This window comes from Streptomyces sp. NPDC032721 (assembly GCF_055579625.1).
Genome location: NZ_JBVIMX010000009.1, coordinates 1 through 22,607, shown reverse-complemented (window position 1 = coordinate 22,607; position 22,607 = coordinate 1). Strand labels below are relative to the sequence as shown.

Here is a 22,607-nt window from a genome sequence, read left to right as displayed (position 1 = left end):
ATTTCCGGATCGGTCGTCGGGTCGCTACGGTGCGGCCATGGCGAACTTTGTGCTGGTTGCAGGTGCACGGCTCGGATCGTGGGCGTGGGGCGATGTGGTGCCGCATCTGCGTGCGGCCGGCCATGGTGTCCACCCGCTGACGTTGTCCGGTCTCGCTGAGAAGCAAGGCGTGCCGGCCGGGCAGCAGACCCACGTACAGGACATCGTTGATGAGGTCGAGCGCCAGGACCTGCGTGAAGTCGTTCTGGTAGGCCACAGTTATTCGGGTGTCCCGAGTGGTCAGGCTGCCGGGCGGATCGGTGACCGACTGGCGCACGTGGTCTTCCTTGACTCCAGTGTTCCGGCCGATGGTGAACCGTTCGTCTCCGACTGGCCGGACGGTGGGGCGATGGTGAGGGCGTCGATCGCCGAGAACGGAGGATTCTGGCCGGTCGCGCCCGCGGCCCACTTCGGGGGCCACGGTCTCACCGATGAGCAGATCGCACGGATCGTGGGCGGTTCGACGCCGCACCCGGGTGCCACGCTGACCGAACCCGCCGTGCTGGACAGGCCGCTCGGCGACCTCCCGGCGACTTACGTCAAGTGCACGCTGGGTGACCCCGAGCCGAGCGACGACGTGGCCAAGCTGCTGACCAGTGGGCACTGGCGGCTGATCGAGATGGACACCGGCCACTGGCCGATGTTCTCGCAGCCGCGTGAGCTGGCGCAGGTTCTCCTCGACATAGCGGGGGCGTGACCGCAGGTCCATGCTGCGTGGGCTTTGTGCCGGCGTTGTATCAACTGCCCTGATCGCAACCACTCGTTAGCGTGCCGGGCCCAGTGGTCCTGCGGGTCGGACTGTGGCGGCCGACCGCCGCGCGAGCCGCGTCCCATGCGGTTGCGGGCTGGTCGGCCTTGCGCCGTCAGTGCCGGTCCTACCGCTCCCGTGCGATCCCCACGGGGTTGGTGGGGGACGGCGCGCTGCTGCCGGTGTAGGAGGGTAGGGCGGCCACCAGCCCGGTGAGGGCCGGGTCTGCGGCGTAGCGGCGTGCGTGCAGGTCGGCGATCTTGCGGGCGATGTCGGGGTCGTCCTCGTCCGTGGTGTCGTAGGAGACGAAGGACTCCAGCAGCGGAAGGCCGATCCGGTCCGTGTGGGCGTGTGAGGGTGCCGTCAGGTACTCCCAGTAGCCGTCGAGGTCCTTGAGGACGAAGACGGCGCCGTACTCGAACTCGCCGCCGATGTCCTTGCCGACGACGTACCGTACGACCGCGTCGATGGACTCGCCCTGGTGGCGCAGGCCGGCGAGTGCCTCTTCGCGCTGTCGGGCGGTGGCGGTCGTCCTGAAGAGGAAGCGGTTGTGGTGGTAGATCATTTCTCGACCTTTCGGCAGGGCGCTGACAGCGCCCGCTGGATGACGGCGATTTCGGCGAAGTGCCGTCGCTGCTTCGTGTGGTTCTGACCGGTGTGGGGCTCTCCACCGGGGTGTTCTTCGCGTCGGAAGGGGGTGAGCGGCGTACGGCGTGCCGTGCGTCGTGGCGGGGGCCTCAACCGGCTGCCTGCCCGCGTGACTTGGGCGTCAGTGTCCGTCTCTGCCGGGTGCGGCGCTGCCGGTGTATTCGTCGAGGTCGCGGACGAGTTCGGCGACGTCCGGGACGTTCTCGAAGCGCCGCCGGTGCACCTCGGCGATCTTCGCGCCGATCTCCGGGTCCGGGTCGTCGGTGATGTCGTACGACATGAACCTGTCGACCAGCGGCAGACCGGCGCGGTCCATGGCGAGGTGCGCCGGGTGGTTCATGTACTCCTCGTACGCCGGGATGTCCTCGACCGAGGTGACCGCGCCGTACTCGAATTCCCCGCCGATGTCGGGGCCGACGACACGTGTGCTGATGGACGGGATGGCGTGGATGTGTTCGGTCATTTTGGCGAGGCCGGCTGTCCTCTCCGCGTCCGGGACGCCGGGCTTGAGGGTGAATCGGATGCAGTGGTAGATCATCGGGCTTCCTCTCGGGCGGTGTGCACGGCCGGGGCGAACGCGGCGGCGTGGTCGCGGGCGAAGTCGGTGAGGTCGCGGGCGGGTCGTCCGGTGAGGTCGGGCACGGACGAGTGCACGTCGGCGGCCTCTCCTCGGCTGTAGTGGGCGTAGTCCTCGACGAGGCCCCCGAGTTGCCAGGGCGGCAGGACGCCGCTCAGCGCGGCGGTGAACTGGTCGGCGGAGGTGTCGTGGAAGGTGATGTGCCGTCCGGTGGCGGCCGACAGCGCCTCGGCTATCTGGGTGTGGGTCACGGCGCGCGGGCCGGTCAGCGTGTAGGTGCGGCCGGTGTGTCCCGGGGTGGTCAGTACGGCCGCGGCGGCGTCCGCGATGTCCCTGGTGTCGATGGCGCTGACGGCGGCGTTGCCGATGGGCGCGGCGAGGAAGCCCTGGGCGATGGTGCCCGCGAGGCCGAGCAGGGCCTGGAGGTAGAGGTTGGGGCGCAGCACGGTGTGGTCGAGCCCGAGGTCCGCCACGTGTGCTTCGACTTCGGCGTGCCAGCGCAGGAACCGTACGGGCGAGTCGGCGCGGGCCGCGTACTGGGAGAGCAGTACGAGCCGTCGTCCTCCTGCGTCTTGGGCGAGGTCGGCGAACCGGATCTGGAGTTCGGCGGCGTCCGGGGCCGAGGGGCTGTTGAGGAAGGCCGCGTCGACGCCGTTCAGCGCGGCGCGGACCGAGGCGGGGTCCCGGAGGTCGGCGACGACGTTCTCGGCTCCGGGGACGGGGCGGCCGGCGTCGCGGATCATGGCGCGGACGGTGACGCCTCGGGCCAGCAGGGCGGGGACCAGGGCCGTACCGATCGTTCCGGTGGCGCCGGTCACGAGCACGGTGGGTGCGTTCATGGTGGAGTGCCTTTCTGAGTTCTGTTCGATCTGTTCGTTCGGTGGGTTCGGTGGGTTCGGTGGGTTCAGTGCGTGTGCGCGGTGGCAAGGGCCGGGGCCGGGTGGGCCCGGGCGGCAGGTACGAAGGAGAGTGCGAGGGCGAGGAGGACCAGTGCCGCCTCGCCGAGGAAGGCGGCGGTGAACGAGATCTCCCCGCCTGTTCCCGCGGCGCCGATGGCAATCCCTGCGAGAGCCGCGAGCCCGACCGCGCCGCCCAACTGCTGTGCCGCGTTGATCAGTCCGCTGAGCAGGCCCGACTCGTCTTCGGCGCTGTCACGGACCCCCATCGCGGTGGCATTGACGAGGCCGAGTCCGAGGCCGGTGCCGATCAGCAGGAACGCGCCGAGCAGGCTGAGGGAGAAGCCGCTGGCCGTCGGGTCGAGCACCAGCCACAGGAAGCCTGCGAGCAGTACGGCGAGGGAGACCGGGAGCGCGCGGGTCAGCCCGATACGCCTCGCCAGCAGCGGTGCGGCGACGCTGCCCGCGATGATCGTTCCGGCGATGGGGAGTTGTGCCATTCCCGTGGCGAAAGGACTCATCCCGAGTACGTCCTGCTGGTACTGGGGCAGGAAGAAGAACAGGCCCGTGAGCGTGGCGCCGAGCAGCAGCACCACCAGGTTCGCCGTGACCACCGGCTTCCTGCGGAAGACGCCGAGCGGCACCAGGGGGTGCGCGGACCGGCGCTCGGCGAACACGAACGCCACCAGGGAAGCGAGGCCGGTCACGAGGCCGAGGACGGTGCCGGGTGCGGTCCATCCGGCTTCGGAGGCGGAGACGGTGCCGAGTGCGAGGCCGGAGATTCCCACGGTGATGGTGAGAGCGCCGGGCACGTCGAACTTGCCGGGCCTGCCGGGCCTGCCAGGCCTGCCGGGCCTGCGGGACCTCGCGGACCGAACCGGACCGCGGGTGGTCCCGGGGGTGGGGGAGCCGCCGGGGGCCGACGGCAGCGAACGCCACACGACGATCGCCCCGACGACGCCGAACGGCACCGGGATCAGGAACACCGACTGCCAGCCCAGCGTCGCGGTCAGTGTGCCGCCGAGGAAGACTCCGACGAGGCTGCCGAGACCCGCCACCGCACCCCAGACGCCCATCGCACGGGTACGTTCCCCGGGCGACGGCCAGAGGGCGAGTACGAGGGACAGCGCGGCCGGCATCACGGCCGCCGCGCCGATCCCCTGCCCGATCCGCCCGGCGACCAGCATCGTGCCGCTGGTCGCCAGTGCGCAGAACGCCGATGCCGCGAGGTATACGGCCATGCCGGTCAGGAACACCTTGCGGCCCCCCAGTACGTCGGCGATACGGCCTCCGAGCGGCAGCAGACCGGCGAACGTCACCAGGTAGCTGTCCACGACGACCGTGAGTTCGGCGGCGCTCAGCCCGAGCCCGGCACGGATCGTCGTCCCGGCGAGGTTCACCATGGCGCTGTCGAGAATGACCAGGAACACGGCGGTCGCCAGGCCCGCCATCGCCACTCCGCGTGGCGGCCGTGCGCGGGCGAGCAGGGCTGTGGGGGCGGTTTCGTCGCTCATCGTCCCGTCCTTCCGAAGAGGGGCTAGCGGTGGGTGTGGTGGGTTCCTGGCGGTGGTCGGTTCGGTTCCCCGGGGTGCATGCCCTGACGATCCCGTGAACCGGCCTTCGCTCGCGTCGGTGAAAATCACCTACGTACGTCGGCGGCCGCCTGAACCGGCCCGTCGTCGCCGATGACCCGGCGGCCGCCCGGGGCGGCGGCAGCACCGCTAGGGTGCTGATCATGTCCACGACGCCCTCCCGGACCCTCCTCGGTCGGCACGACGAGATCACTCGCCTCCTCGCGCTGGTCGGCGACGCGGAACAGGGCCGGGGCGGAGTGCTCGTCCTCCGCGGCGAACCGGGCATCGGCAAGACCGCGTTGCTCGAACACGTCGGGCGTGCGGTGCCGGAGGGGTTCCAGGTGATCCGGGCGTCCGGGGCGGAGTTCGAGGGGGAACTGCCGTTCGCGGCACTGCACCAGCTGTGCGTGCCGGTACTGGCGCATCTGGAGTCGCTCGCGCCCGCTTACCGCGACTCCCTGCTCGTCGCGTTCGGGCTGTCCGACGGCACCCCGGACGCGTTCCGCGTCGGCCTGGCCGTACTCCAGCTGCTGGCGACCGCCGCGTCGCAGCGGCCGGTGCTGTGCCTCGTCGACGACGCGCACTGGATGGACGCCGCGTCCGCGGGGGCGCTCACGTTCCTGGCGCGACGCGTCGCGGCAGAGCCGATCGCGATGGTGTTCGCGGCCCGCGACTCCGAAGTCGTACGAGGGTTGGAGGAGTTGCCCGGCCTGACGGTCGGCGGCCTGAGCGACGCGCACGCGCACGCGTTGCTGGCCGAGGACAAGGCCATGACGCTCGACGTGCGGGTACGTGATCGGCTGCTCGCCGAGGCACGCGGAAACCCGCTGGCCCTGATCGAGCTGCCGAAGGCGGGCGGCTTCGCCCTGCCGGCACCGTCCCCCGTCGCGAGCCGCATCGAGCGGAGCTTCGAGGCCAGGATGGCGGAACTGCCCCCGGAAGCAAGGCAGTTGCTGATCCTCGCGAGTGCCGATCCCACCGGCGACCCGGGCCTGCTGTGGCCGGCCGCGCAGCAGCTGGGCCTCGGCGTGCCGTCCGCGAGCGCCGCCGCCGAGGCGTCCGGGCTGGTGCGCTTCGCCACCCGTACGCGCTTCTGCCACCCGCTGGCACGCTCGGCCGCCTACCGTACGGCCGAACCGGAACAACTCCGGGCGGCACACCGGGCGTTGGCCGACGCCACCGACCCCGTCGCAGCCCCGGACCGGCGCGCCTGGCACCGTGCGCAGGCCACCACAGGACCGGACGAACGGGTCGCGGCGGAGCTGGAGTCGTCGGCGTCGCGCGCCCAGGCCCGTGGGGGCGTAGCGGCCGGCGCCGCGTTCCTCGAACGGGCGGCGGAGCTGTCGCTCGACCCCGGAAAGCAGGGGGTACGTGCGCTCGCCGCCGCACGGGCCACGCTCGCGGCGGGCCGGGCGGACGCCGCGGGCGAGCTGCTGACCAGCATCGACACCGCGTCACTGGACGATCTCCAGCACGCGTCCGTCGAGTTGCTGCGCGGGCAGATCGCCTTCAGCCAGGGTTCGGACAGGGCCGTGCGGGGACCGGAACTCATCCTGCGGGCAGCACAGCGTTTCGCCGTACGAGATCCGGAACGCGCACGCGAATGCTTCGTCGCGGCACTGGAGATGGGGCTCGCCGTGGGACAGGCGGCAGGAGTGATGGACCGGGTGCTCGAAGCGGCCCGGACGGTGCCGTCGGCCCCGGGAACGACGGATCTTCTCGGCGCGCTGGTGCTGTTGAACAGCGAGGGTCACCGTGCCGGGATACCGGCGCTCCGGCGGGCGCTCGTCGGCAATGGCGGAGACAGTGGCGGTGACGGTGGCGACGGTACCGCCGGATGGACTCGGGCACCCGCGCTGGCCACGGTGATCGCGGGCGAGCTGTGGGACCTGGACCTGCACGCGAGGATCGTCGCGTGGCTGGTACGGACGGGGCGGGACACGGGATCGCCGATGACCATCCGGCTCGGTCTGTCGCAACTCGCCCTGTCCACGGTGTTCACCGGCGCCTTCGGGCAGGCGATGGCCGCGATCGCCGAGGAGGAGGCGATCGCCGACGCCACCGGCGATCTGCCGCAGCTCTACCCGAGGGTGCACCTGGCGGCGCTGCGCGGCCGCCGCCAGGAGGTGCTCGACCTGTTCACCGAGGTGACCAGCAGGCCGGCCGGGCACCTGACCGGGAACGCCCACTGGGCCACCGCCGTCCTGTACAACGGCCTGGCCGACTACCCGGCCGCGCTGGCCGCCGCCAAGCGCGCGGTGGCGGGCGGCGACCTCTTCCTCACCGGCATCGCGCTGCCCGAACTGGTGGAGGCCGCCGTCCGGTGCGGCGAGGGCGCCGCCGCACGAGCGGCACTGGCATCCCTGGCCGAGCGTACGGAACCTGCGGGAACCCGCTTCGCCCTCGGTGTGGCCGCGGGAGCGCGGGCGCTGGTCAGCGACTCGGAGGACGACCACCGAGAGGCACTTGAGCATCTGACGGGCAGCTCACTGACCCCGCACCTGGCGCGGGCGCAGCTGCGGTACGGGGAGTGGCTGCGCCGGGCCGGCCGCCGCCGCGACGCGCGCGAACACCTGCGTACCGCGCACGCACACCTGGCGGAGACCGGCATGGAGGCCTTCGCCCAACGGGCCGCCGACGAACTGCGCGCGACCGGGGAAGTGGCCCGCAACCGCTCCGGGCACACGTACGACCAGCTGACCATGCAGGAGACACACATCGCGCGCCAGGTCGCGGCGGGTGCGACGACGAAGGAGGTCGCCGGGCGGCTGTTCCTCAGCCCGCGCACGGTGGACGCCCACCTGCGGAACATCTTCCGCAAGCTCGGCATCACCTCCCGCAGGCAGCTCAGGGACATGCCCGATCTCCGGTGACGGACCTCCCGGAGCTGCCGGGTTCAAGTGTCCAGGTTTCGCCAGGACTTCGGGCGGGGCATCGCGCACTGGCCGAGGTGGCTCCACGAGAACTCCGCGACCTGCAACTCCGTATCGGTTGGGTTGATGTGCACCAGGCCCTCTGGCAGGGTGCGGGCATCAAACGGGGAGGGACCCATGCTGAGGCAAGTCGCCGAGGGTGTGCTGATCCACCAGAGTGAGGTGCTCGAAAACAACACCGTTGTCGTGCAGGGCAAGGACGGCGTGCTGCTCGTGGACGCCGGGATCACCGGTGCCGAAATGACCTGCTTGGCGAACGACCTTCGTGGGCTGGGCAGGCCCGTGGTGGCAGGGTTCTCGACGCATCCTGATTGGGATCACGTGCTCTGGCACGCCGAACTCGGTGAAGCGCCTCGCTACGGCACAGCCCGCTGCGCGGACTTCATGCGGGGTGTGCTGTCGAACGCGGGCTGGAGGGCCGGCGTCGCCGAAGGACTGCCGCCGGAAATCGCCGAGGACACACCGCTCGACCTGTACGGCCTCGTTACGGGACTGCCTGCTGAAACCGCACAGCTTCCTTGGGACGGTCCCAAGGTGCGGCTCATCGAGCATCCGGCGCATGCCCCGGGCCATGCGGCCCTGTTGATCGAAGAACGCCGGGTTCTCATCGCCGGCGACATGCTCTCCGACGTCTTCGTACCCATGCTCGACGACACCGATAGTCCGATTGAGGACTACCTCGTCGGGCTGGAGTTGCTGGAGGGCGTAGCGGACGACGTCGATGTCCTCATCCCCGGACATGGGTCCGTCGCCAGGAATGGTGAGGTACGCGCAAGGATCCAACGGGATCGAGCGTATGTGGAGGACCTACGTGACGCCCGGGTCTCCAGCGACCCACGGGTCGTCTCGCCCAAACCCGGCTGGGAGTGGGCAAGCGACATTCACGAAGGGCAGGTCCGGAACCTCGCCCGACGAAGCAAGCGCGAAGACGGGCCCGACCAGCCTGACTAGAGAGGCGCTTTCTCCGCGTAACGACGGCGCTCCTGGTATCGGCGTACGGCGGGGCAGCGGGACGGGGTGGGCGCTCACGCTGCGGGGCCCCGGCACCAGCCGGGGCCCCGCTCCCCCTTGAAGCGCGGCCCTCGGGCCGCGGCTCACCAGTCCTCGACGGCCTCGGCCACCGCCTCGGCGAGGATGGTTCCGATGACGTAGCCGATCGCACCGCCGAGGAAGGTCCCGAAGGGTCCGGCGACCGCGGTCCCCACCGCGGCTCCATGCACACCGTTCTTGTCGGACGCGTCGCCTTGCTCAGTGAGGGTGTGGACTCGCTGTCTCTTTGGGCGGGGCGCGAGCAGTGGTCGGGGGAGCTGGCCTTCGCGTTTCGCCCTGGTGGGGCCAGCCCGCCGTGAGTCTTGAGGCGGGTCTGGTACGCCCACCAGAAGTCCTCGGCCCCGATGTCCTCGGTACTGCCGGGGGTCCGGTCCTGGGCTCTGCGCGGGTGCGATCGACTGCCTCATCTTCGGCGGCACCGTCACCGAGACCGGCGCCGGCTCCTCCCGCCTCCAGCAGGCCAAGTCCGAGCGGGCCGGGGCAGGCTGACTCAGAGCTCCTATCGGAAAGACCAGCAGACGAGTGCGCAGCGGAGGGCGTGGAAGGATTCTTGGATCTCCAACAGCTCCGCAGGCAGAAGCCTGGCGGCTCCGGAATCGGAGTGCGGGAGAGCCACTGCGCTGCGATACTGCGCCGATGATCAACATGCCTACCGCTGTACGGGACTCGTTGCAGGGCCTCGCGTTCGGCGACGCCTTCGGCGACCGCTGGTTCGGCATCCTGCGCAGGCATGGTCCGGCAGCCCTGGAAGCGCGGACGCTGCCCCCGGAACCGCTGTGGCAGTGGAGTGACGACACCGCTCAAGCGCTGGTTCTCGTCCGGGAGCTCGTCGAGGGCGGGGGCATCGTCGACCAGGACCGCTTGGCCCTGCGCCTCGCGGCGGCCTACAGCGAGGACACGCACCGCGGCTATGGAGCCTCGATGCATGACGTGCTGCGCCGGATCGATGCGGGCGAGCCCTGGCGGGAAGTGGTCGCTGGACAGTTCGGCGGCCAGGGCTCCTGGGGCAACGGCGCAGCCATGCGAGCCGCCCCGCTCGGCGCCTGGCACAGCGCCGATCTCGATGTGGCCGCTGAGCAGGCCGCCCGTCAGAGTGCGGTCTCGCACCACCACCCGGAGGCGGTCGCCGGAGCAGTGGCAGTTGCCCTGGCCACGGCGCTGGCGACCCGAAGCCGGGGCGGGGCTGCCCCGGCCAGATCGGACTTCCTTCAGGCAGTCGCCGAACGACTTACCGACAGCGACGTCCGGTCGGGAGTGCGGATCGCGGCCCGGATGCCGGAACACACCTCTGTTCGGCATGCCGCGGAGGTCCTGGGCTCCGGCTACCGGATGTCAGGGCCGGACACCGTCCCGTACGCCCTGTGGTGTGCGGCGGGGCATCTCGACGACCTTCACGAGGGCCTGTGGGTCACGGTCGACGGGCGCGGCGACATCGATACCACCTGCGCCATCGCGGGCGGGGTCATCGCCGCCCGCACCGGCGTCGCCGCCCTCCCTCGCGCATGGCACGCGGCCTGTGAACCGCTGCCCCCGGTCGTGACGTAGTAAGGACTCCTCACGGGACGAGTTCAGGCGCCGCCAGCAGATGAGTGCGCATCCGAGGGCGAGGAAGGCTTCCTGGATGTCGTCGCGGATCTCCCAATGGATCCGCAGGCGGCGGAACCAATGCAGGTGGGCGAACGCGCGCTCTACGACCCAGCGCTGGGTGCCTGGGGCGGAGTCGTGCTCAGTGCCGCGGCGGGCGATCACTGGCTCACTCCGAGGCCCCAGACCAGCCGACGGTACTTGTCGTGGTCGTAACCGCGGTCGCCTAACACTGTGTCGGGACGGCGCCGGGGCCGGCCGTACTTTCCGCGCACGGGAGGCACCGCTTGGAGCAGTGGGATCAACTGGGTGACGTCGTTGTGGTTACCACCGGTGAGGGTAGCGGCGAGCGGGATGCCGGTGGCATCGGTGATCAGGGGTTGTTTGCTGCCGGTTCTGCCCCGGTCAACAGGGCTTCGTCCTGTCTTGGCTCCCCCTTTGACGCCCTGATGTGGGAGCCGTCGACGACCGCTCGGGAGAAGTCCAAGGCGTTCGCGCTGCGCAGCCTGGCGAGCAGTACTTCATGCAGACGGTGCCATACCCCGGCCTCGGTCCACTCCCCCAGACGACGCCAGCAGGTCATGCCCGACCCGAAGCCGAGTTGCTGTGGCAGGTACTCCCAGGCGATCCCGGTGTGCAGCACGAACAGGATGCCCTGGAACACCAGTCGGTCCGGATGCCGTTTGCGTCCCGGATGTCGGTACCGACGCTCGACCGTCGGGACCAGCGGCTCGACCACCGCCCATAACTCGTCATCCACTTCCCACGGCTTCGGCTGCGCCACGCCTGTCGCGCCTCAGCGGCGCGTCAAAGGTTCAAAGTAGGACACGAACCAAGTCAGCTGGTTCTGCCGACCGTCCGACTGCGGACGAAGATCACCAAGGGAGTCGGCTCCCGGGCCGTTCAGTGCCGAGTGTCAGCGGCAGCCTTGGCCTGTGCTGCAGGGCTGGCGAGACGGTGGTGCCTGCGGTGTTTGCTTACTGGCTCGGGGCGGTACTTGTGGGAGTGGCTCGCTGCGGCGGGCTGGGGCCGACGGGTTGGGAAAGCAGCCCGTCGGTGCTTCCCAGGTGCCGGGCTGCTTCGTCGATCGCGGCCCGCAGCTGGGTGGCGACGCGGGGACGGCAGGGGTCGGTCGTGGGCGCCGAGCACGATCGGGTGTGCGATCTCGCGGAGTTTGGTGTTGGTCCGCTGTGAGACCTCCACCAGAACGTCCCAGGCCTGGCCGGCGGTCAGCTTGTGTGCGGAGATGAGGACGCCGCGTGCGAGATCGTCCAGGGGGGCGGCGCTCGATGGCCTCTCGCAGCTGGGCGTTCTCCTGGTGCAGGGCGGCGAGTTCGGCCTCGGCTACGGAAAGCTCGACGTTTTCTCTCCGTTCCAGGGGCGGGCGCATCCGTGTTCCACCCGGCAGCCTGGGAGTGGTAGCGGATCACCCCCCCCGCCGACGCCACCAAGGCCGCCCCGCCCCAGTCACGCCTCCGCCAAAGCAAGGTTGTGGCGGCTGTTGAGGGTGTAGGGGTGGTCGGCGCCGAGAGTCCGGGGTCTCTGCCCGGAGGATGTGCCGGCGTAGTACGAGTTCCGCCGTGGTCATTCCCGCGTCGCGCAACGCACTGGCGAGGGCGTACAAGGTGAGGTGCGCGGGGGCGAGCCGGTGTCGGGGGCGCGGTCGAGATGGGGGCGAGGAGTGGTGCGGTGGGCCAGCCCGCCCGGCCCACCGCCACGCGTCTCGTACTCTGTGGCCACTGCTGTGCTGGTTACAGAATGTCCCCACTGAACACGCGACAGGTCCTCGCGGGCGCTCTCCAACTGGTCGGCCAACTTCGTTGCCGCAGACTGAAGTTCCTCCACGCGCCGTCGAGCTGCAGCCTCTCGTAGCTGAAGTCCTTCCGGCAACGACACCCTGGCGCCCCACCTCCTCCCCGCCACTGTCCTTCGGCGCTGACCTCTTTGTCTTGCAGTCACACGCTTCGTTTGATCATTGGTGCCGGGTGATGTTGACCATCCAGGTGATCCCGAACTGGTCGACGAGCGAGCCGGCCTCGTCACCCCACGACTGCTTCTCCAGGGGCAGCGTTACGGTTCCGCCGGCGGACAACCTCTCGAAGTAGTCGCGGAGTTTGGTGTCGTCGCCGCCGAGGAAGACCGCGACGTTGTCGCCCGGGGTGTGAGGCATGTCTTCCCGAACGTCCCACGCCATCAGCGTGTAGCCGTCCGGGGTACGGAGCGTGGCGTGCATGATCTTGTCGGGATGGGGCACGTCCGGCGAGCCGTATTCGGCGTAGGTGCCCATATCCAGCTGGCCGCCGAGGACGTCCTGATAGAACTCGATCGCCTGCCGTGCGTTCCCGTTGAAGGCGAGGCACGGGTTGAGTTGAGATCCCATCTGATGCTCCCTGGCGTGAGGGATTTCGAACGGCTTGAACGTAGCAACGGGCACTGACAACCATCCGAATGCTGGCCATCGCTCTGCTCGACGCAGAGATCGAGGATCCGCACCCGAGGAGGTATCGACACCGGCCGGGGGCGGACTGGACGCGTAGCTTCTACGCCTGAGAAGGGGCCGCCTCGTGGGTGGGGGAGTGCCGGTATCGGAGTTGAGTACCCATCAGATCAGGGCCGCTCTGCGTGCGTTGGGGGTGCCTCAACTGGAGACGCTGCCGCGGGGGACTGCGCTGGGCGCCCTGCTGTTCTGGGCTGAGCCGTCGGCAGACGCGGTCGACCGCGTCGAAGTGGAGGAGACGCGCGAAGACTTCGCCCTGGCCATGGACGCCGCGCGGGGCGTGGACCCGACGAGCGACGAAGCGGCGGCCGCAACCGTGCCCTCCTCGGCACTGTGGCCGCACCTGCTGCGCTCTCGTATCACCCGCATGCTGGCAGACGTGGACGCCTCTCGCCTCGATGACGAGAGCACCACCGATGCCGTCCTGCCGGCCTCGGCCCTTGCGACGTGCTGCGCAGCGGGCTTCCTTGAGTAGGACGGACACCAGGCCGGTGCAAACAGACGGCTCGCGATTGAGTTACACAGGTCCCGGCCCTGCACCACACGAAGTGGACCAGGGCCTTTGACTGGGAGTCGTTGCGCGGTGTGTTGGGGAGTCACTGTTCGGGCCCTGGCATGATCAATCGAGGCCGGGTCTACCACCGGGTCTACCAGGCGTACACCGGCTACGAACGCGCCAAGTTCGGCCCGGTGCCGCCCACCGGACGGCTGCGGCCGAGACCGTCGTCGGCGGCGGTGCCACAGATCAGGTGGGGCGCCCCGCCGCCGTGGCTCTGGATGACTCCGCACAGCACGATGACGGGCCGCGCGTCGGGGATCACCGGGATCTTCTTCTCGATGTCCTCACGCCACGGCGCCACTTCGTGTGCCCCGGTTGGCCAACGGGAGCCGAGGCCGTGAGCCGTGGCGGGTCTTCTCCTGGTCGCGGAGCATCTGCAAGAGGCCGTATCAGAAGGAGTCCCAGCACCGGCACCGTGGCAAGGATCAGCCACGGCGCCGGGCCGTCCGTGTCCAGCAGGGCGCCTACGGGGACGCTGCCCGCCAGCACGACCAGGCCGGAGACCGACGACAGCGCACCCGTGAACAGGCCGAGGCGTTCCTCCGCCACCAGCGCGGTGACGCCCGCCCGCGCTGCTGGGACCACCAGCATCTGGCCGAGCGTGAGCAGCACCACGAACGCGGTCGCGGGCCACAGGCCACCTAGCGGACGCAGCGCCGCCGTCGCGGCGAACGCGGCGCCGAGCAGCAGCAGTCCGGCCTGGAGCATCGCGGGCCACGCGAGGCCGAGGCGGGCCGAGGCGAACCGTTCTACGGGTATCTGGCCGAAGACGACCAAGGCCGAGGAGAGCGCGAACAGCCAGCCGAGCGCGGCCTGCGAACCGGTGGCACGGTCGAGTTCGGCGGGCAGAGCGAGATAGAGCTGGTTGTAGGCGAGGAGGTAGGCGGAATAGGCGAGGGCGAGGAGGAGGAAGGGGCGGTGGGTGAGGACGGGGCGCAGGGTGAGGGGTGAGCGGGTGAGGGGCGAGCGGCTGACGTGCGGGGCGCCGCGTGGCATCAGGCGCGCGTGAGCGGCCAGGACGAGCGTGAACACCGCCGCGCCGGCGAGGCATGCCGCGCGGAATCCGCCGTACAGGAGCGCCGCGCCCAGCACGGGCCCGATCAGCGCTCCGGCCTGGCCGCCCGCGGAGAACTTGGCGAGCACCCGGGTGCGGGCGGGGCCGCCCGCCCGCTCGATGCGAAGTGCCTCGCGGGCAATCTCCGACTCGACCGCCGGGGAGAACAGCGCGGCCGCGAACCCGATGAGCATCACCGCTCCGATGACCGACCAGGCGGCATCGGCGTACGCGAGCCAGACGAACCCGGCGACGCGCAGCGCGCACCCGACGAGGACCGGCGGGCGCGGGCCGTAGCGGTCGGTGAGGGCGCCGCCGACGACGAACATGCCCTGCTGGGAGAAGGTCCGCAGACCGAGGACGAGGCCCACCAGGGCGCCGCCGAGGCCGAGTCCGGAGCTCAAGTGGTCGGCGAGATGGGGCAGTACGGCGAAGAAACCGATGTTGAAGGCGAACTGGCTGCAGACGAGAAGGCGGGCGAGGGCTGTCACGCGGGGACGGTCCGTCCGCCGGACAACGCCAGGACGCGGTCCGAGAAGTGGCGGACCACTGCGAGGTCGTGGCAGATGAACAGGTAGCCGAGGCCGAGCTGTTCCTGGAGGTCGAGGAGCAGGTTGAGGATGCTGGCGCGCAGCGACGGGTCGAGGGCGGAGACGGGCTCGTCGAGGAGAAGGAGTACCGGGTCCGAGGCGAGGGCGCGGGCGATGCCTGCGCGCTGGCACTGGCCTCCGGAGAGTTCGGGCGGGAGCCGGTCGCCGAGAGAGGCGTCGAGGCCGACCTGGTGCAGAAGTTCGGCGACCCGCCCCGGGCCGGTCGTACGGGACCAGCGGCCCTGCACCTTCAGCGGTTCGGCGATCTGCTCGCGCAGCGGCTTGCGCGGGCTGAACGAGCCGTAGGGGTCCTGGAGCACGGGCTGGATGCGCGGCCGGACGGTCGTGCGCAGCTCGCGTTCGCGGACCCGGGTGAGGTCGCGGCCCTCGAAGAGCACCTGCCCGCCCTGGGGGCGGCGCAGTTGCAGTACTGCGTTGACGGTGGAGGATTTGCCGCAGCCGGAGGGGCCGATGAGCCCGACGGTCTCGCCCCTGCCGATGTGGAAGGAGGCGCCGTCGACGACGGTGGTCGCACCGTGACGGATGACGAGATCGCGGACGTCGAGGAGGGGAGGGGCGGGCGTCGGGGTCGCGGTGGTCATGCGGTTGCCTTCAGCAGGGCGGTGCGGTCCAGGTTCCGGTGGCAGGCCAGGACGCGGTCGTGGCCGAGGGGGCGGGGCTCGGGGAGTTCGGTGCGGCAGCGGTCGACGGCGTGCGCGCAGCGCGGGGCGAAGGCGCAGCCGGGCGGCATCGTGCCGGGGGCGGGTGGCTGGCCGGGGATGACGGGCAGCCGGGACTTGTGGGGGACTTGGCGGACGCCCTCACCGGGCAGGGCGGCGAGCAGTCCGGCGGTGTAGGGCGCGCGGGGGTCGGCGATCAGGCGGTGGGTGGGGGCGATTTCGGTGATGCGCCCGGCGTACATGACGGCGGTCCGGTCGGCGTGCTGGCGTACGGTGCCCAGGTCGTGGGAGACGAGGAGCAGCGCGGCGCCGGTGGCGGCCCGCTGCTCGGTGAGCACGCTGAGAACCTGCTCCTGCGTCTTCGGGTCGAGCGCGGTGGTCGGCTCGTCGGCGACGACGAGATCGGGCTCGTTGATCATTGCCATGGCGATCACGGCGCGCTGCCGCATTCCGCCGGAGAACTCGTGCGGATACGCCGATGCCTTGGCTGCCGCGATCCCGACCCGGTCCAGGGCGGCGGCGGCCCGGGCCCGTACGTCGCGCCGGGAAAGCTCGGGGCTCACGGAGCGCAGGGCGCGGCCGAGTTGGTCGCCGACGGTGTGCACGGGCGACAGAGCGGAGAGCGCGTCCTGTGGTACGAGCGAGATGCGCCGCCCCCGGTCGCCGGGCCCGACGGTCTGCCCGTCGAGCAGTACGTCGCCGCTGACGCGGGCCTCACGGGGCGCCATTCTGAGTACGGCCATGGCGGTCAGGGACTTCCCGGCGCCCGACTCCCCGACGAGCGCGAGCACTTCGCCGCGCCGCACATCAAGGTCGACGCCACGGACCACGTCGACGCCGGCGAAGGCGATGCGCAGGTCACGGACGCGGAGGAGGGGAACGGCGGTGGACTTGGGCGTGGACTTGGGCGTGGACTTGGGGTGGGACTTGGGGGTGGAGACAGGGCTGTGGTCAGGCGTGGACACCGAAGGTCCCTTCGCGGCGATGGGGTCGGGGGGTGTGTGGCCGACCGGGTGTGGTCGACCGGATGTGGCCGACCGGGTGTGGCCAACCGGGTGTGTGCAGCCCGCGTCACGCGGCCGGGTCGCCCGTCGGTGTGGTGGGTGGGAGCGATCGCGGGTTCAACTGCGGGCGTGGGACGTTTCGTTGGCGGCGGTGGGGCCTTGCTCAGGCCACAGGAGTGTGACGGCGACGGCGGGGTCGGTCGTGTCCTCGTCGCACGGGCAGGTTGCTGGTGGGGGTTGCGGGCGGGCGCCGTTGCGGACTCAACTCCCGTTATCAGGAGCTCCGTTCGCGCTCGACGGGACCGGCGCGGGCGCTGAGGGCGGCGTGGCCGGCCGGGTGGGGGCTTCCGTCGACGTGCCCCGACGCAGGAGGGGGAGGCCGCCGCGCAGGCGACTACGACCGCCCGGTCGCCCTTGCGCGTATCCCGACAGGGACACCGCCAGCGCGGCCAGCAGGCACAGAGCCGCGGCCGGGGCGAGCGCCGGGACGGGGGCGCGTTCCACGTAGTCCGCCGACTCGTCGAGGAGCAGTCCCCATTCCGGGGACGGCGGCTGGGCGCCGAGGCCCAGGAAACCGAGGGCGGCCAGGGCCAGCGCGATACCGGGCAGGCGCAGCACCGCGTGGCGGGCCACCGGGGCTGCCACGGAGGGCAGGACGTGGCGGGTCAGGATCCAGGTGGGCGAGGCGCCGATCGCCTTCTGGGCCTGGAGGAATCCCGAGGCCCGCGTCTCATGGACCAGCGCCGCCGCGTGCGCGGCCAGTGGTGGCCAGGAGATCAGCGCCACCGCGACCGCCGCCCCACCGGCGCCGGGTCCGGCCGCCGCGGCGACCAGGATGCCGACGATCACCGGGGGCAGCGCGTTCGCGATGTCCGACAGACCCGTGGCGAGAGAGGGCAGGAAGCCCAGAGCGAGTCCGATCGCGTACGACAGGACGCAGACCGCCAGCGCCGTGCCGACCGTGGTCGCCGCGCCGTGCCCGAGCCGAGCGAGCACGTCCCGGCCGAGCGCGTCCATGCCCAGCGGGTGCGCCCACGAGGGGGCGGCGAGGCGCAGGTCGGGGTGGACGGTGTACGGGTCGCGCAACAGGCCCCAGACGATCACTGTCACGAGTGGAACCGCGAGGGCGACGGGGACCGCCCTCGGTACGCGCACCGGGCGGGTGGGCGGCAGCGTGAGCCCCGCGTCGCGCAGCCCCGGGCCGAGCATCCTGCGCCGCAGCAGTGCCGCCGCCGCGCCCACGGCGAGGCCGAGCAGCAGCAGAGCGAGAACGCAGCCCTGCAGCAGTGGTACGTCCTGCGATTTCGCCGCCCCCAGCGACGTACGGCCGATACCGGGGATCGCGAAGATCGTCTCGACCGCGACCGCGCCGCCGGTCAGGCCGACGGCCACCATGCCGAACTGCGGGACCAGCGGGGGCAGTGCCCGATTCAGTGCGGCGGCGGTGATGCCGCGGTGGGTGACCCCGGCCCCGCGCCACAGCTGCACCCACCGCTCGTCGAGCACGGCGGGAAGCGCGTCGGCGACCAGCCGGCCGAGCAGCGCGCCTCCCGGCACGCCGAGTGCGAGCGCGGGCAGCACCATGTCGGCGGGCCCGGCCCATCCCGAGGTGGGCAGCCAGCCGAGCCACACCCCCGCCACGATCAGCAGCAGGGTGGCCAGCAGGAACTCCGGGAGCGCCCCGAAGACCGCCGCCACCGCGCCCGAGGTACGGCGTCCGCGCCGCACGGTCGGCAGCACCAGCGCCGAGCCGACCACCAGCGCCACGACGAACGCGGCTCCCATGAGCGCGAGCGAGACCGCCAGCCCGGACACCACCGTCGGTAGTACCTCCGCGCCCGATGCCCAGGACACCCCCAGGTCGCCGCGGACCGCGCGCGCGGCCCACTGCCCGAGCAGCCCGGGCGGCCCGGCGTCCAGCCCGATCTCGCGGCGGATCGCCTCCAGCGCCTCCCGCGTCGGTTCCTGCTCCGCACTGCGGGCGCGCAGCAGGCTCAGCGCCGGGTCCTTGCCCGAGAGCCAGGGCAGGAGCCCCACCAGTACGACGACGGCCGCGAGCCCGGCCGCCCTGCTGATCCACACCTTCATGACGCGGAGAACCTCAGCCGACGTAGGTGTTCACAGTGATCAGTTCGCGCTCGCGCGGGTCGTGTGCCACCCCGCGCACCCCCGGGGCGTCGCCCTGGATCACCCGCTCGTGCAGCAGCGGGATCGCCGCGTCCGTGGCCAGCACGGCCGCCTCGCCCCGCATCACCGCACGGCGGCGCGCCGCACCGGAAGCGGTCGAGGCCGCCGTGCCGAGGACGCTGTCCACACCCGCGTTTTTCAACTGCGCGATGTTGAAGGAACCGTCCGAGGCGAAGTCGCTGTAGAGGTACGCGGCAGGGTCGCCGGAGTCGAGCACGGTCGCCCGCGACAGGATGAACGCGTCGAACTTGCCCGCCAGCGCGTCCGCCTCGATGTTCGCGTACTCCCGTACGTCGAGCGTGACCTTGAACCCGGCCTTCTTCAGCTGCTGCTGCAACAGCTGGGCCACCTCGGGCAGTTCGGCCCGGTCGGTGAAGGTGCCGATGGTGATCTCGGCCCCGTCGGGCTTGCCCGCCTTCGCGCGTGCCACGTCGCCGCGCAGTTGTGCGGCCCACGGCAGTGCCGGTCCGAGCAGCCCGTCGGCGACGTCGGCCCGGCCCTCGTACACGCTCTTCACGAGGGTCTTCGCGTCGATCGCCTCGCGCGCGGCGGCCCGCAGCGCGGCACTGCGGAACGGCCCCGACGAGGTGTTCAGGTACAGCGTGTTGGTGCGCGGCATCGGCACCTCGGTGATCAACTTCTCGTCCAGGAGGGACGCCTGGGAGACGGGGACCGCCTCGACCACGTCGGCTTCCCCGGCGCGCAGGGACGCGGAGCGCGCGGTGCCGTCGGGGACGAACGTCGCGTCGATGCCGGCCGCCTTGGCCCTGCCGCCCCAGTACCTCTCGTAGCGGTCGAGCGTCGCCGACGACGTGCCCATCACCTTGACCAGCTCGAAGGGGCCGGTCCCCGCACCGAGCGGGTTCACCGTCTTCCCGCTGTACGCCTTCTTCGCGAGGACCGAAAGCTGCGGCGAGCTGAGGCGCTGCGGGACCAGCGGGTCCTCCTCGCCGGTGGTCACCGTGACGGTGTGCGGGCCGGTGGCCAGCACCGTCAGGTCCACTCCGTCCAGGATGCGTGGCTTGGGGGCGGCGGTTGCGGCGGTCTGCAGGGACCGTACGACGTCTTTGGCCGTCAGCTTCGTACCGTCGTGGAAGGTGACGCCATCACGGATCTCGAACGTCCAAGTCCGCCCGCTCTGACGCCACTTGGTGGAAAGCAGCGGCTTCGCGCCACCGTCGGCGTCGAGCCGTACCAGCGTCTCGGCCGTCGCCCAGCGGGACAGCTTGAACGCGTCGTCCGACAGCGGGGACAGACCGGAGCGCGGCGGCTGCATGTGCGCGACGCGGATGCGCTTGCCGGACGAACCGGACCCCGCGCTTTCGGTGGCGCTGCCGGAGAAGCAGCCGGTGAGCGTGGCGGAGCCGGCCACGACGGCTATGGCGGCCAGGACGCTGCGGCGGGATATCCGGGCGGGGGGAGGGAGGTGCACGTGAACCTTCATTCATCGACGCAGGCCAGGGAGGCAGGGGGGGTAAAGACGCGGCGAGGGGCGGCGGTGCCAGGACCGTAGCATAATGACAATCATTTTCATAAACCTGCCGACGCCTGCCGACACCTGCCGCGCTGAAGCTGCCTCAGGCGGCAGCCGCGGAGAATCTTCAGGTGTTCATGCGGGCGAAGGCGTGCTCGACCCGGGCGCGAACCTCGCGGGGGGAGGTGTCGTGGACTTCCTGCCAGGCCGGTAGTCCGGTCTGGCTGGGTCGTGGTTCCGCAGCCTGCACATCTTGCTCAGACACTCTCCGGAACGGATCATGCCGAGCACCCCTCAGCCGTGCGGGTGGGAGCAGGGGGTGGCCGAGAAGACGGTGGGGATGCGCATCCGGCGCAGGAGATCGCGGGTAGTACGTTGGCGCAGCGTGCTGCGCCAGGTGAGTTCCGGGTGGCGGGAGCGCAGGTGGGAGAGCGCACGGGTGCCCAAGCCGGTGCTGTGGAAGTGTTCGTCGATGACGACGGCGGTGATGACACCCTGGGTGCATTCCGTGCAGATCCGGTACTGGACTTGGCCGACGACCTTGCGGATGTGCACCAGGAGCAGACACTCCTCGCCCGGGCCGGGGCCGTCCGGGAGGTGCGTGGGCAGGAACTCGATGGCCCTGTAGGCGAGAAGGCGGCGGCGCAGCCGCAGGCCGAGCCGGTCACGGCGGGAGTGCCTGGCGCCGCTACAGGCGGGCGGTGTCGTCCCGACTGTCAGGGCCCGGCCGAACAGAGTGCTCCGAGTGGGACGCGCATGTTGTCCGTGCATGGCACCCCGAGTGCCCCCACAGCCAATGGCTACCCGCTCGGACTCGTATGCCCGCGTCGACCTCGGGGCAGGGCGTCCCGATTTCGCCCTCGCGGACTTTTACGGACCAAAGGGTTCATGAAAGAGGCGGATGCGGGCACTGGCATCGCAGCGGAGGGTGAGGCAGCCCCTCCGGATCCGGGCCGGTGCCACTACCGGGCCGAAGACGACGAGGAAGGATGGAGTGACTGTGTCGAAGGTCGAGGAGTCCGTCGAGGTCGAAGTTCCGGTGCGTACCGTCTACGACCAGTGGACCCAGTTCGAGTCGTTCCCCCAGTTCATGGACGGCGTGGAGCGGATCGAGCAGCGCACCGACAAACTGACCCACTGGGTCACCAAGATCGGCGGCGTGAGCCGGGAGTTCGACGCCGAGGTCACGGAGCAGATCCCCGACGAACGCATCGCGTGGAAGGCGCTCGGCGACGAGGTCAAGCAGGCGGGTGTGGTCACCTTCCACCGGCTGGACGAGAAGCGGACGAAGGTGATGCTGCAACTCGACTACGACCCCGAGGGCTTGGCGGAGAACGTCGGCGACAAGCTCGGCGTCGTCAAGCGGCAGGTCACGGGTGATCTGAAGCGGTTCAAGACGTTCATCGAGGAACGCGGCCACGAGACCGGTGCCTGGCGCGGCCAGGTCTGACCTCCGGCTTCCGCCACGCCCGCACTCGATCGCCGGGGGCGCCCATGTACGCCCGCAACCGCAGAAGACCGGCGCAGCCCCCGCACGCAATGGTGCGGGGGCTGCGCCATTGCGTGGTTCTGGGGCCACGCCACCGGTGGCGGCCGGACGCGCTGATTGTGGTTCAGCTGCTTGCGGGTGCGCATGAAAAGGGGGAACGGGGCAACTCATGTGGTCGACGGTGAGGTTCCCCGGCACGCTGTGCCGCCGGCCAGTGAAAGGCAGCCCAGTCATGATCATTCCCAGTCCTCAGGTCCTGCGCCCGTTACTCGCCCGCTACGCCGAAGCCCGCATCACTGCGGAGAGCAAGCCGGGCGAGAGTGCCCGCCGCACCTTGGAGGACGTGTCGTACACCCTGTGCGTGCTGACCGGAACCTCGTACATCGAAGAAGCCCTCGCTGTGGCCGACCTGATCCTCCAGCCCGCGGCAACGGCTGCCGATGAGGCGGATTCCACCACCCTTGCGGCCTGAACATCGGGACAGCGCCGGCAGCGTGCCGGACTCCTCGTACCAAGGAACCCACCCAAGGAATCCTCGGCGACCTCCGGCCTCCACACCCTCTGTCCCTGATGGTCCCGCGCTCCGGCCGTAGCCAAGGGCGAGCAAGCTCTGCGCAGGAAGCGAATGCGGCCACGAGGCCGGGCGCCGCGCGACCGTCTCCTCGGCAGCCGCGCCGTTGGCCATCAGGGAATCGCCGATCAGCAGCGCGAGGGCGACGACGAACACGGCCTCCAGACCACGCAGCCGCTCAAGGACCCGCTGGCGCCAGGGAACCACGAACGTCACGCCGCCCAGGGCCCAGGCGCCCAGTGCGATCTTGTTGGCCGCGTTCATGGCGAGGACACGTCTCCACAGGACACGGAGCCGTCCTGTCCGCGGGGCAGGGCGGTCCGGCTCAGGAACCGGAGGGTCGGCGTCGGTACGGGGCCCCTGAGGTGCCTCGAAGTTCCCGGACAGGTACTTGACCGTTGAATTTACGCGACGAGTCGCAACTGCTCGTGGTCAGCGTGGACTTCACGGGGT

20 protein-coding genes and 2 pseudogenes are annotated in these 22,607 nt (G+C 70.8%); 7 read left to right on the top strand and 15 right to left on the bottom strand.

The annotated features are described in order from the left end of the window. Positions 1-37: 37 nt before the first annotated feature. On the top strand, positions 38-736 hold the full coding sequence (locus ACZ5PB_RS19585; RefSeq protein ID WP_468692736.1) for an alpha/beta fold hydrolase: 699 nt from the start codon (positions 38-40) through the stop codon (positions 734-736). 178 nt (positions 737-914) lie between these two features. Here the strand turns inward: ACZ5PB_RS19585 and ACZ5PB_RS19580 are convergent, their stop codons facing one another. From ACZ5PB_RS19580 to ACZ5PB_RS19565, 4 genes are all read right to left on the bottom strand, one after another. Beyond that, positions 915-1,352 (bottom strand): Dabb family protein, encoded by a 438-nt coding sequence (locus ACZ5PB_RS19580; protein ID WP_468692734.1) that lies wholly within the window; start codon positions 1,350-1,352, stop codon positions 915-917. A gap of 204 nt (positions 1,353-1,556) precedes the next feature. Next, positions 1,557-1,973 (bottom strand): Dabb family protein, encoded by a 417-nt coding sequence (locus ACZ5PB_RS19575; protein ID WP_468692733.1) that lies wholly within the window; start codon positions 1,971-1,973, stop codon positions 1,557-1,559. After that, positions 1,970-2,851 carry an NmrA family NAD(P)-binding protein gene (locus ACZ5PB_RS19570; protein ID WP_468692732.1) on the bottom strand — a complete coding sequence of 294 codons (882 nt, stop codon included), beginning with the start codon at positions 2,849-2,851 and terminating at the stop codon, positions 1,970-1,972. Before ACZ5PB_RS19570 ends, ACZ5PB_RS19575 begins: the two co-directional genes overlap by 4 nt. 65 nt (positions 2,852-2,916) lie before the next feature. Next, positions 2,917-4,422, bottom strand: a complete 1,506-nt coding sequence (locus ACZ5PB_RS19565) for an MFS transporter (RefSeq protein ID WP_468692731.1) — start codon at positions 4,420-4,422, stop codon at positions 2,917-2,919. Between the two features lie 221 nt (positions 4,423-4,643). On the opposite strand from ACZ5PB_RS19565, the gene ACZ5PB_RS19560 reads away from it, so the two are divergent. The 3 genes from ACZ5PB_RS19560 (at position 4,644) to ACZ5PB_RS19550 (ending at position 10,010) form a co-directional block, all read left to right on the top strand. Then, positions 4,644-7,355 carry a helix-turn-helix transcriptional regulator gene (locus tag ACZ5PB_RS19560; RefSeq protein WP_468692730.1) on the top strand — a complete coding sequence of 904 codons (2,712 nt, stop codon included), beginning with the start codon at positions 4,644-4,646 and terminating at the stop codon, positions 7,353-7,355. A 177-nt stretch (positions 7,356-7,532) separates the two neighbouring features. Next, positions 7,533-8,366 carry an MBL fold metallo-hydrolase gene (locus ACZ5PB_RS19555; protein ID WP_468692729.1) on the top strand — a complete coding sequence of 278 codons (834 nt, stop codon included), beginning with the start codon at positions 7,533-7,535 and terminating at the stop codon, positions 8,364-8,366. Positions 8,367-9,101: 735 nt separating this feature from the next. Continuing rightward, entirely contained in the window at positions 9,102-10,010 is a 909-nt protein-coding gene (locus ACZ5PB_RS19550; RefSeq protein ID WP_468692727.1) for an ADP-ribosylglycohydrolase family protein, read from the top strand. A gap of 27 nt (positions 10,011-10,037) precedes the next feature. Here ACZ5PB_RS19550 and ACZ5PB_RS19545 read toward each other — a convergent pair. From ACZ5PB_RS19545 to ACZ5PB_RS19535, 3 genes and pseudogenes are all read right to left on the bottom strand, one after another. Further along, positions 10,038-10,833: pseudogene (locus ACZ5PB_RS19545) on the bottom strand (IS5 family transposase); the annotation flags it as partial. 119 nt (positions 10,834-10,952) lie between these two features. Next, positions 10,953-11,324 carry an ANTAR domain-containing protein gene (locus ACZ5PB_RS19540; protein WP_468693258.1) on the bottom strand — a complete coding sequence of 124 codons (372 nt, stop codon included), beginning with the start codon at positions 11,322-11,324 and terminating at the stop codon, positions 10,953-10,955. A 697-nt stretch (positions 11,325-12,021) separates the two neighbouring features. After that, complete coding sequence (locus tag ACZ5PB_RS19535) at positions 12,022-12,429, bottom strand: VOC family protein (RefSeq protein WP_468692724.1); 408 nt, start codon at positions 12,427-12,429, stop codon at positions 12,022-12,024. 211 nt (positions 12,430-12,640) lie between these two features. Between ACZ5PB_RS19535 and ACZ5PB_RS19530 the strand changes: the two genes are divergently transcribed. Then, entirely contained in the window at positions 12,641-13,021 is a 381-nt protein-coding gene (locus tag ACZ5PB_RS19530; RefSeq protein WP_468692722.1) for a hypothetical protein, read from the top strand. 190 nt (positions 13,022-13,211) lie between these two features. Here the strand turns inward: ACZ5PB_RS19530 and ACZ5PB_RS19525 are convergent, their stop codons facing one another. From ACZ5PB_RS19525 to ACZ5PB_RS19490, 8 genes and pseudogenes are all read right to left on the bottom strand, one after another. Beyond that, the gene (locus ACZ5PB_RS19525; protein ID WP_468692720.1) at positions 13,212-13,367 is read right to left on the bottom strand and encodes a hypothetical protein; all 156 of its coding nucleotides are present in this window, start codon (positions 13,365-13,367) and stop codon (positions 13,212-13,214) included. Beyond that, on the bottom strand, positions 13,364-14,650 hold the full coding sequence (locus ACZ5PB_RS19520; protein ID WP_468692717.1) for an MFS transporter: 1,287 nt from the start codon (positions 14,648-14,650) through the stop codon (positions 13,364-13,366). Before ACZ5PB_RS19520 ends, ACZ5PB_RS19525 begins: the two co-directional genes overlap by 4 nt. Further along, a complete protein-coding gene (locus ACZ5PB_RS19515) occupies positions 14,647-15,351 on the bottom strand; it encodes an ABC transporter ATP-binding protein (RefSeq protein ID WP_468692715.1) in 705 nt (234 codons plus the stop codon). Before ACZ5PB_RS19515 ends, ACZ5PB_RS19520 begins: the two co-directional genes overlap by 4 nt. Continuing rightward, positions 15,348-16,394 carry an ABC transporter ATP-binding protein gene (locus ACZ5PB_RS19510; RefSeq protein ID WP_468692714.1) on the bottom strand — a complete coding sequence of 349 codons (1,047 nt, stop codon included), beginning with the start codon at positions 16,392-16,394 and terminating at the stop codon, positions 15,348-15,350. The genes ACZ5PB_RS19515 and ACZ5PB_RS19510 overlap by 4 nt, the downstream gene beginning before the upstream one ends. A gap of 300 nt (positions 16,395-16,694) precedes the next feature. Beyond that, complete coding sequence (locus tag ACZ5PB_RS19505; protein ID WP_468692712.1) at positions 16,695-18,521, bottom strand: ABC transporter permease subunit; 1,827 nt, start codon at positions 18,519-18,521, stop codon at positions 16,695-16,697. A 13-nt stretch (positions 18,522-18,534) separates the two neighbouring features. Beyond that, the gene (locus tag ACZ5PB_RS19500) at positions 18,535-20,052 is read right to left on the bottom strand and encodes an ABC transporter substrate-binding protein (RefSeq protein WP_468692711.1); all 1,518 of its coding nucleotides are present in this window, start codon (positions 20,050-20,052) and stop codon (positions 18,535-18,537) included. Between the two features lie 143 nt (positions 20,053-20,195). Next, positions 20,196-20,317 (bottom strand): annotated as a pseudogene (locus ACZ5PB_RS19495) (IS5/IS1182 family transposase); the annotation flags it as partial. A gap of 71 nt (positions 20,318-20,388) precedes the next feature. Further along, complete coding sequence (locus ACZ5PB_RS19490) at positions 20,389-20,865, bottom strand: hypothetical protein (protein ID WP_468692709.1); 477 nt, start codon at positions 20,863-20,865, stop codon at positions 20,389-20,391. 229 nt (positions 20,866-21,094) lie between these two features. Here ACZ5PB_RS19490 and ACZ5PB_RS19485 point away from each other — a divergent pair, with 229 nt between their 5' ends. Next, positions 21,095-21,544: an SRPBCC family protein gene (locus ACZ5PB_RS19485; RefSeq protein WP_468693257.1), complete on the top strand. Its 450-nt coding sequence runs from the start codon at positions 21,095-21,097 to the stop codon at positions 21,542-21,544. Positions 21,545-21,815: 271 nt separating this feature from the next. Continuing rightward, complete coding sequence (locus tag ACZ5PB_RS19480) at positions 21,816-22,055, top strand: DUF5133 domain-containing protein (RefSeq protein WP_468692707.1); 240 nt, start codon at positions 21,816-21,818, stop codon at positions 22,053-22,055. Positions 22,056-22,607: the final 552 nt, after the last annotated feature.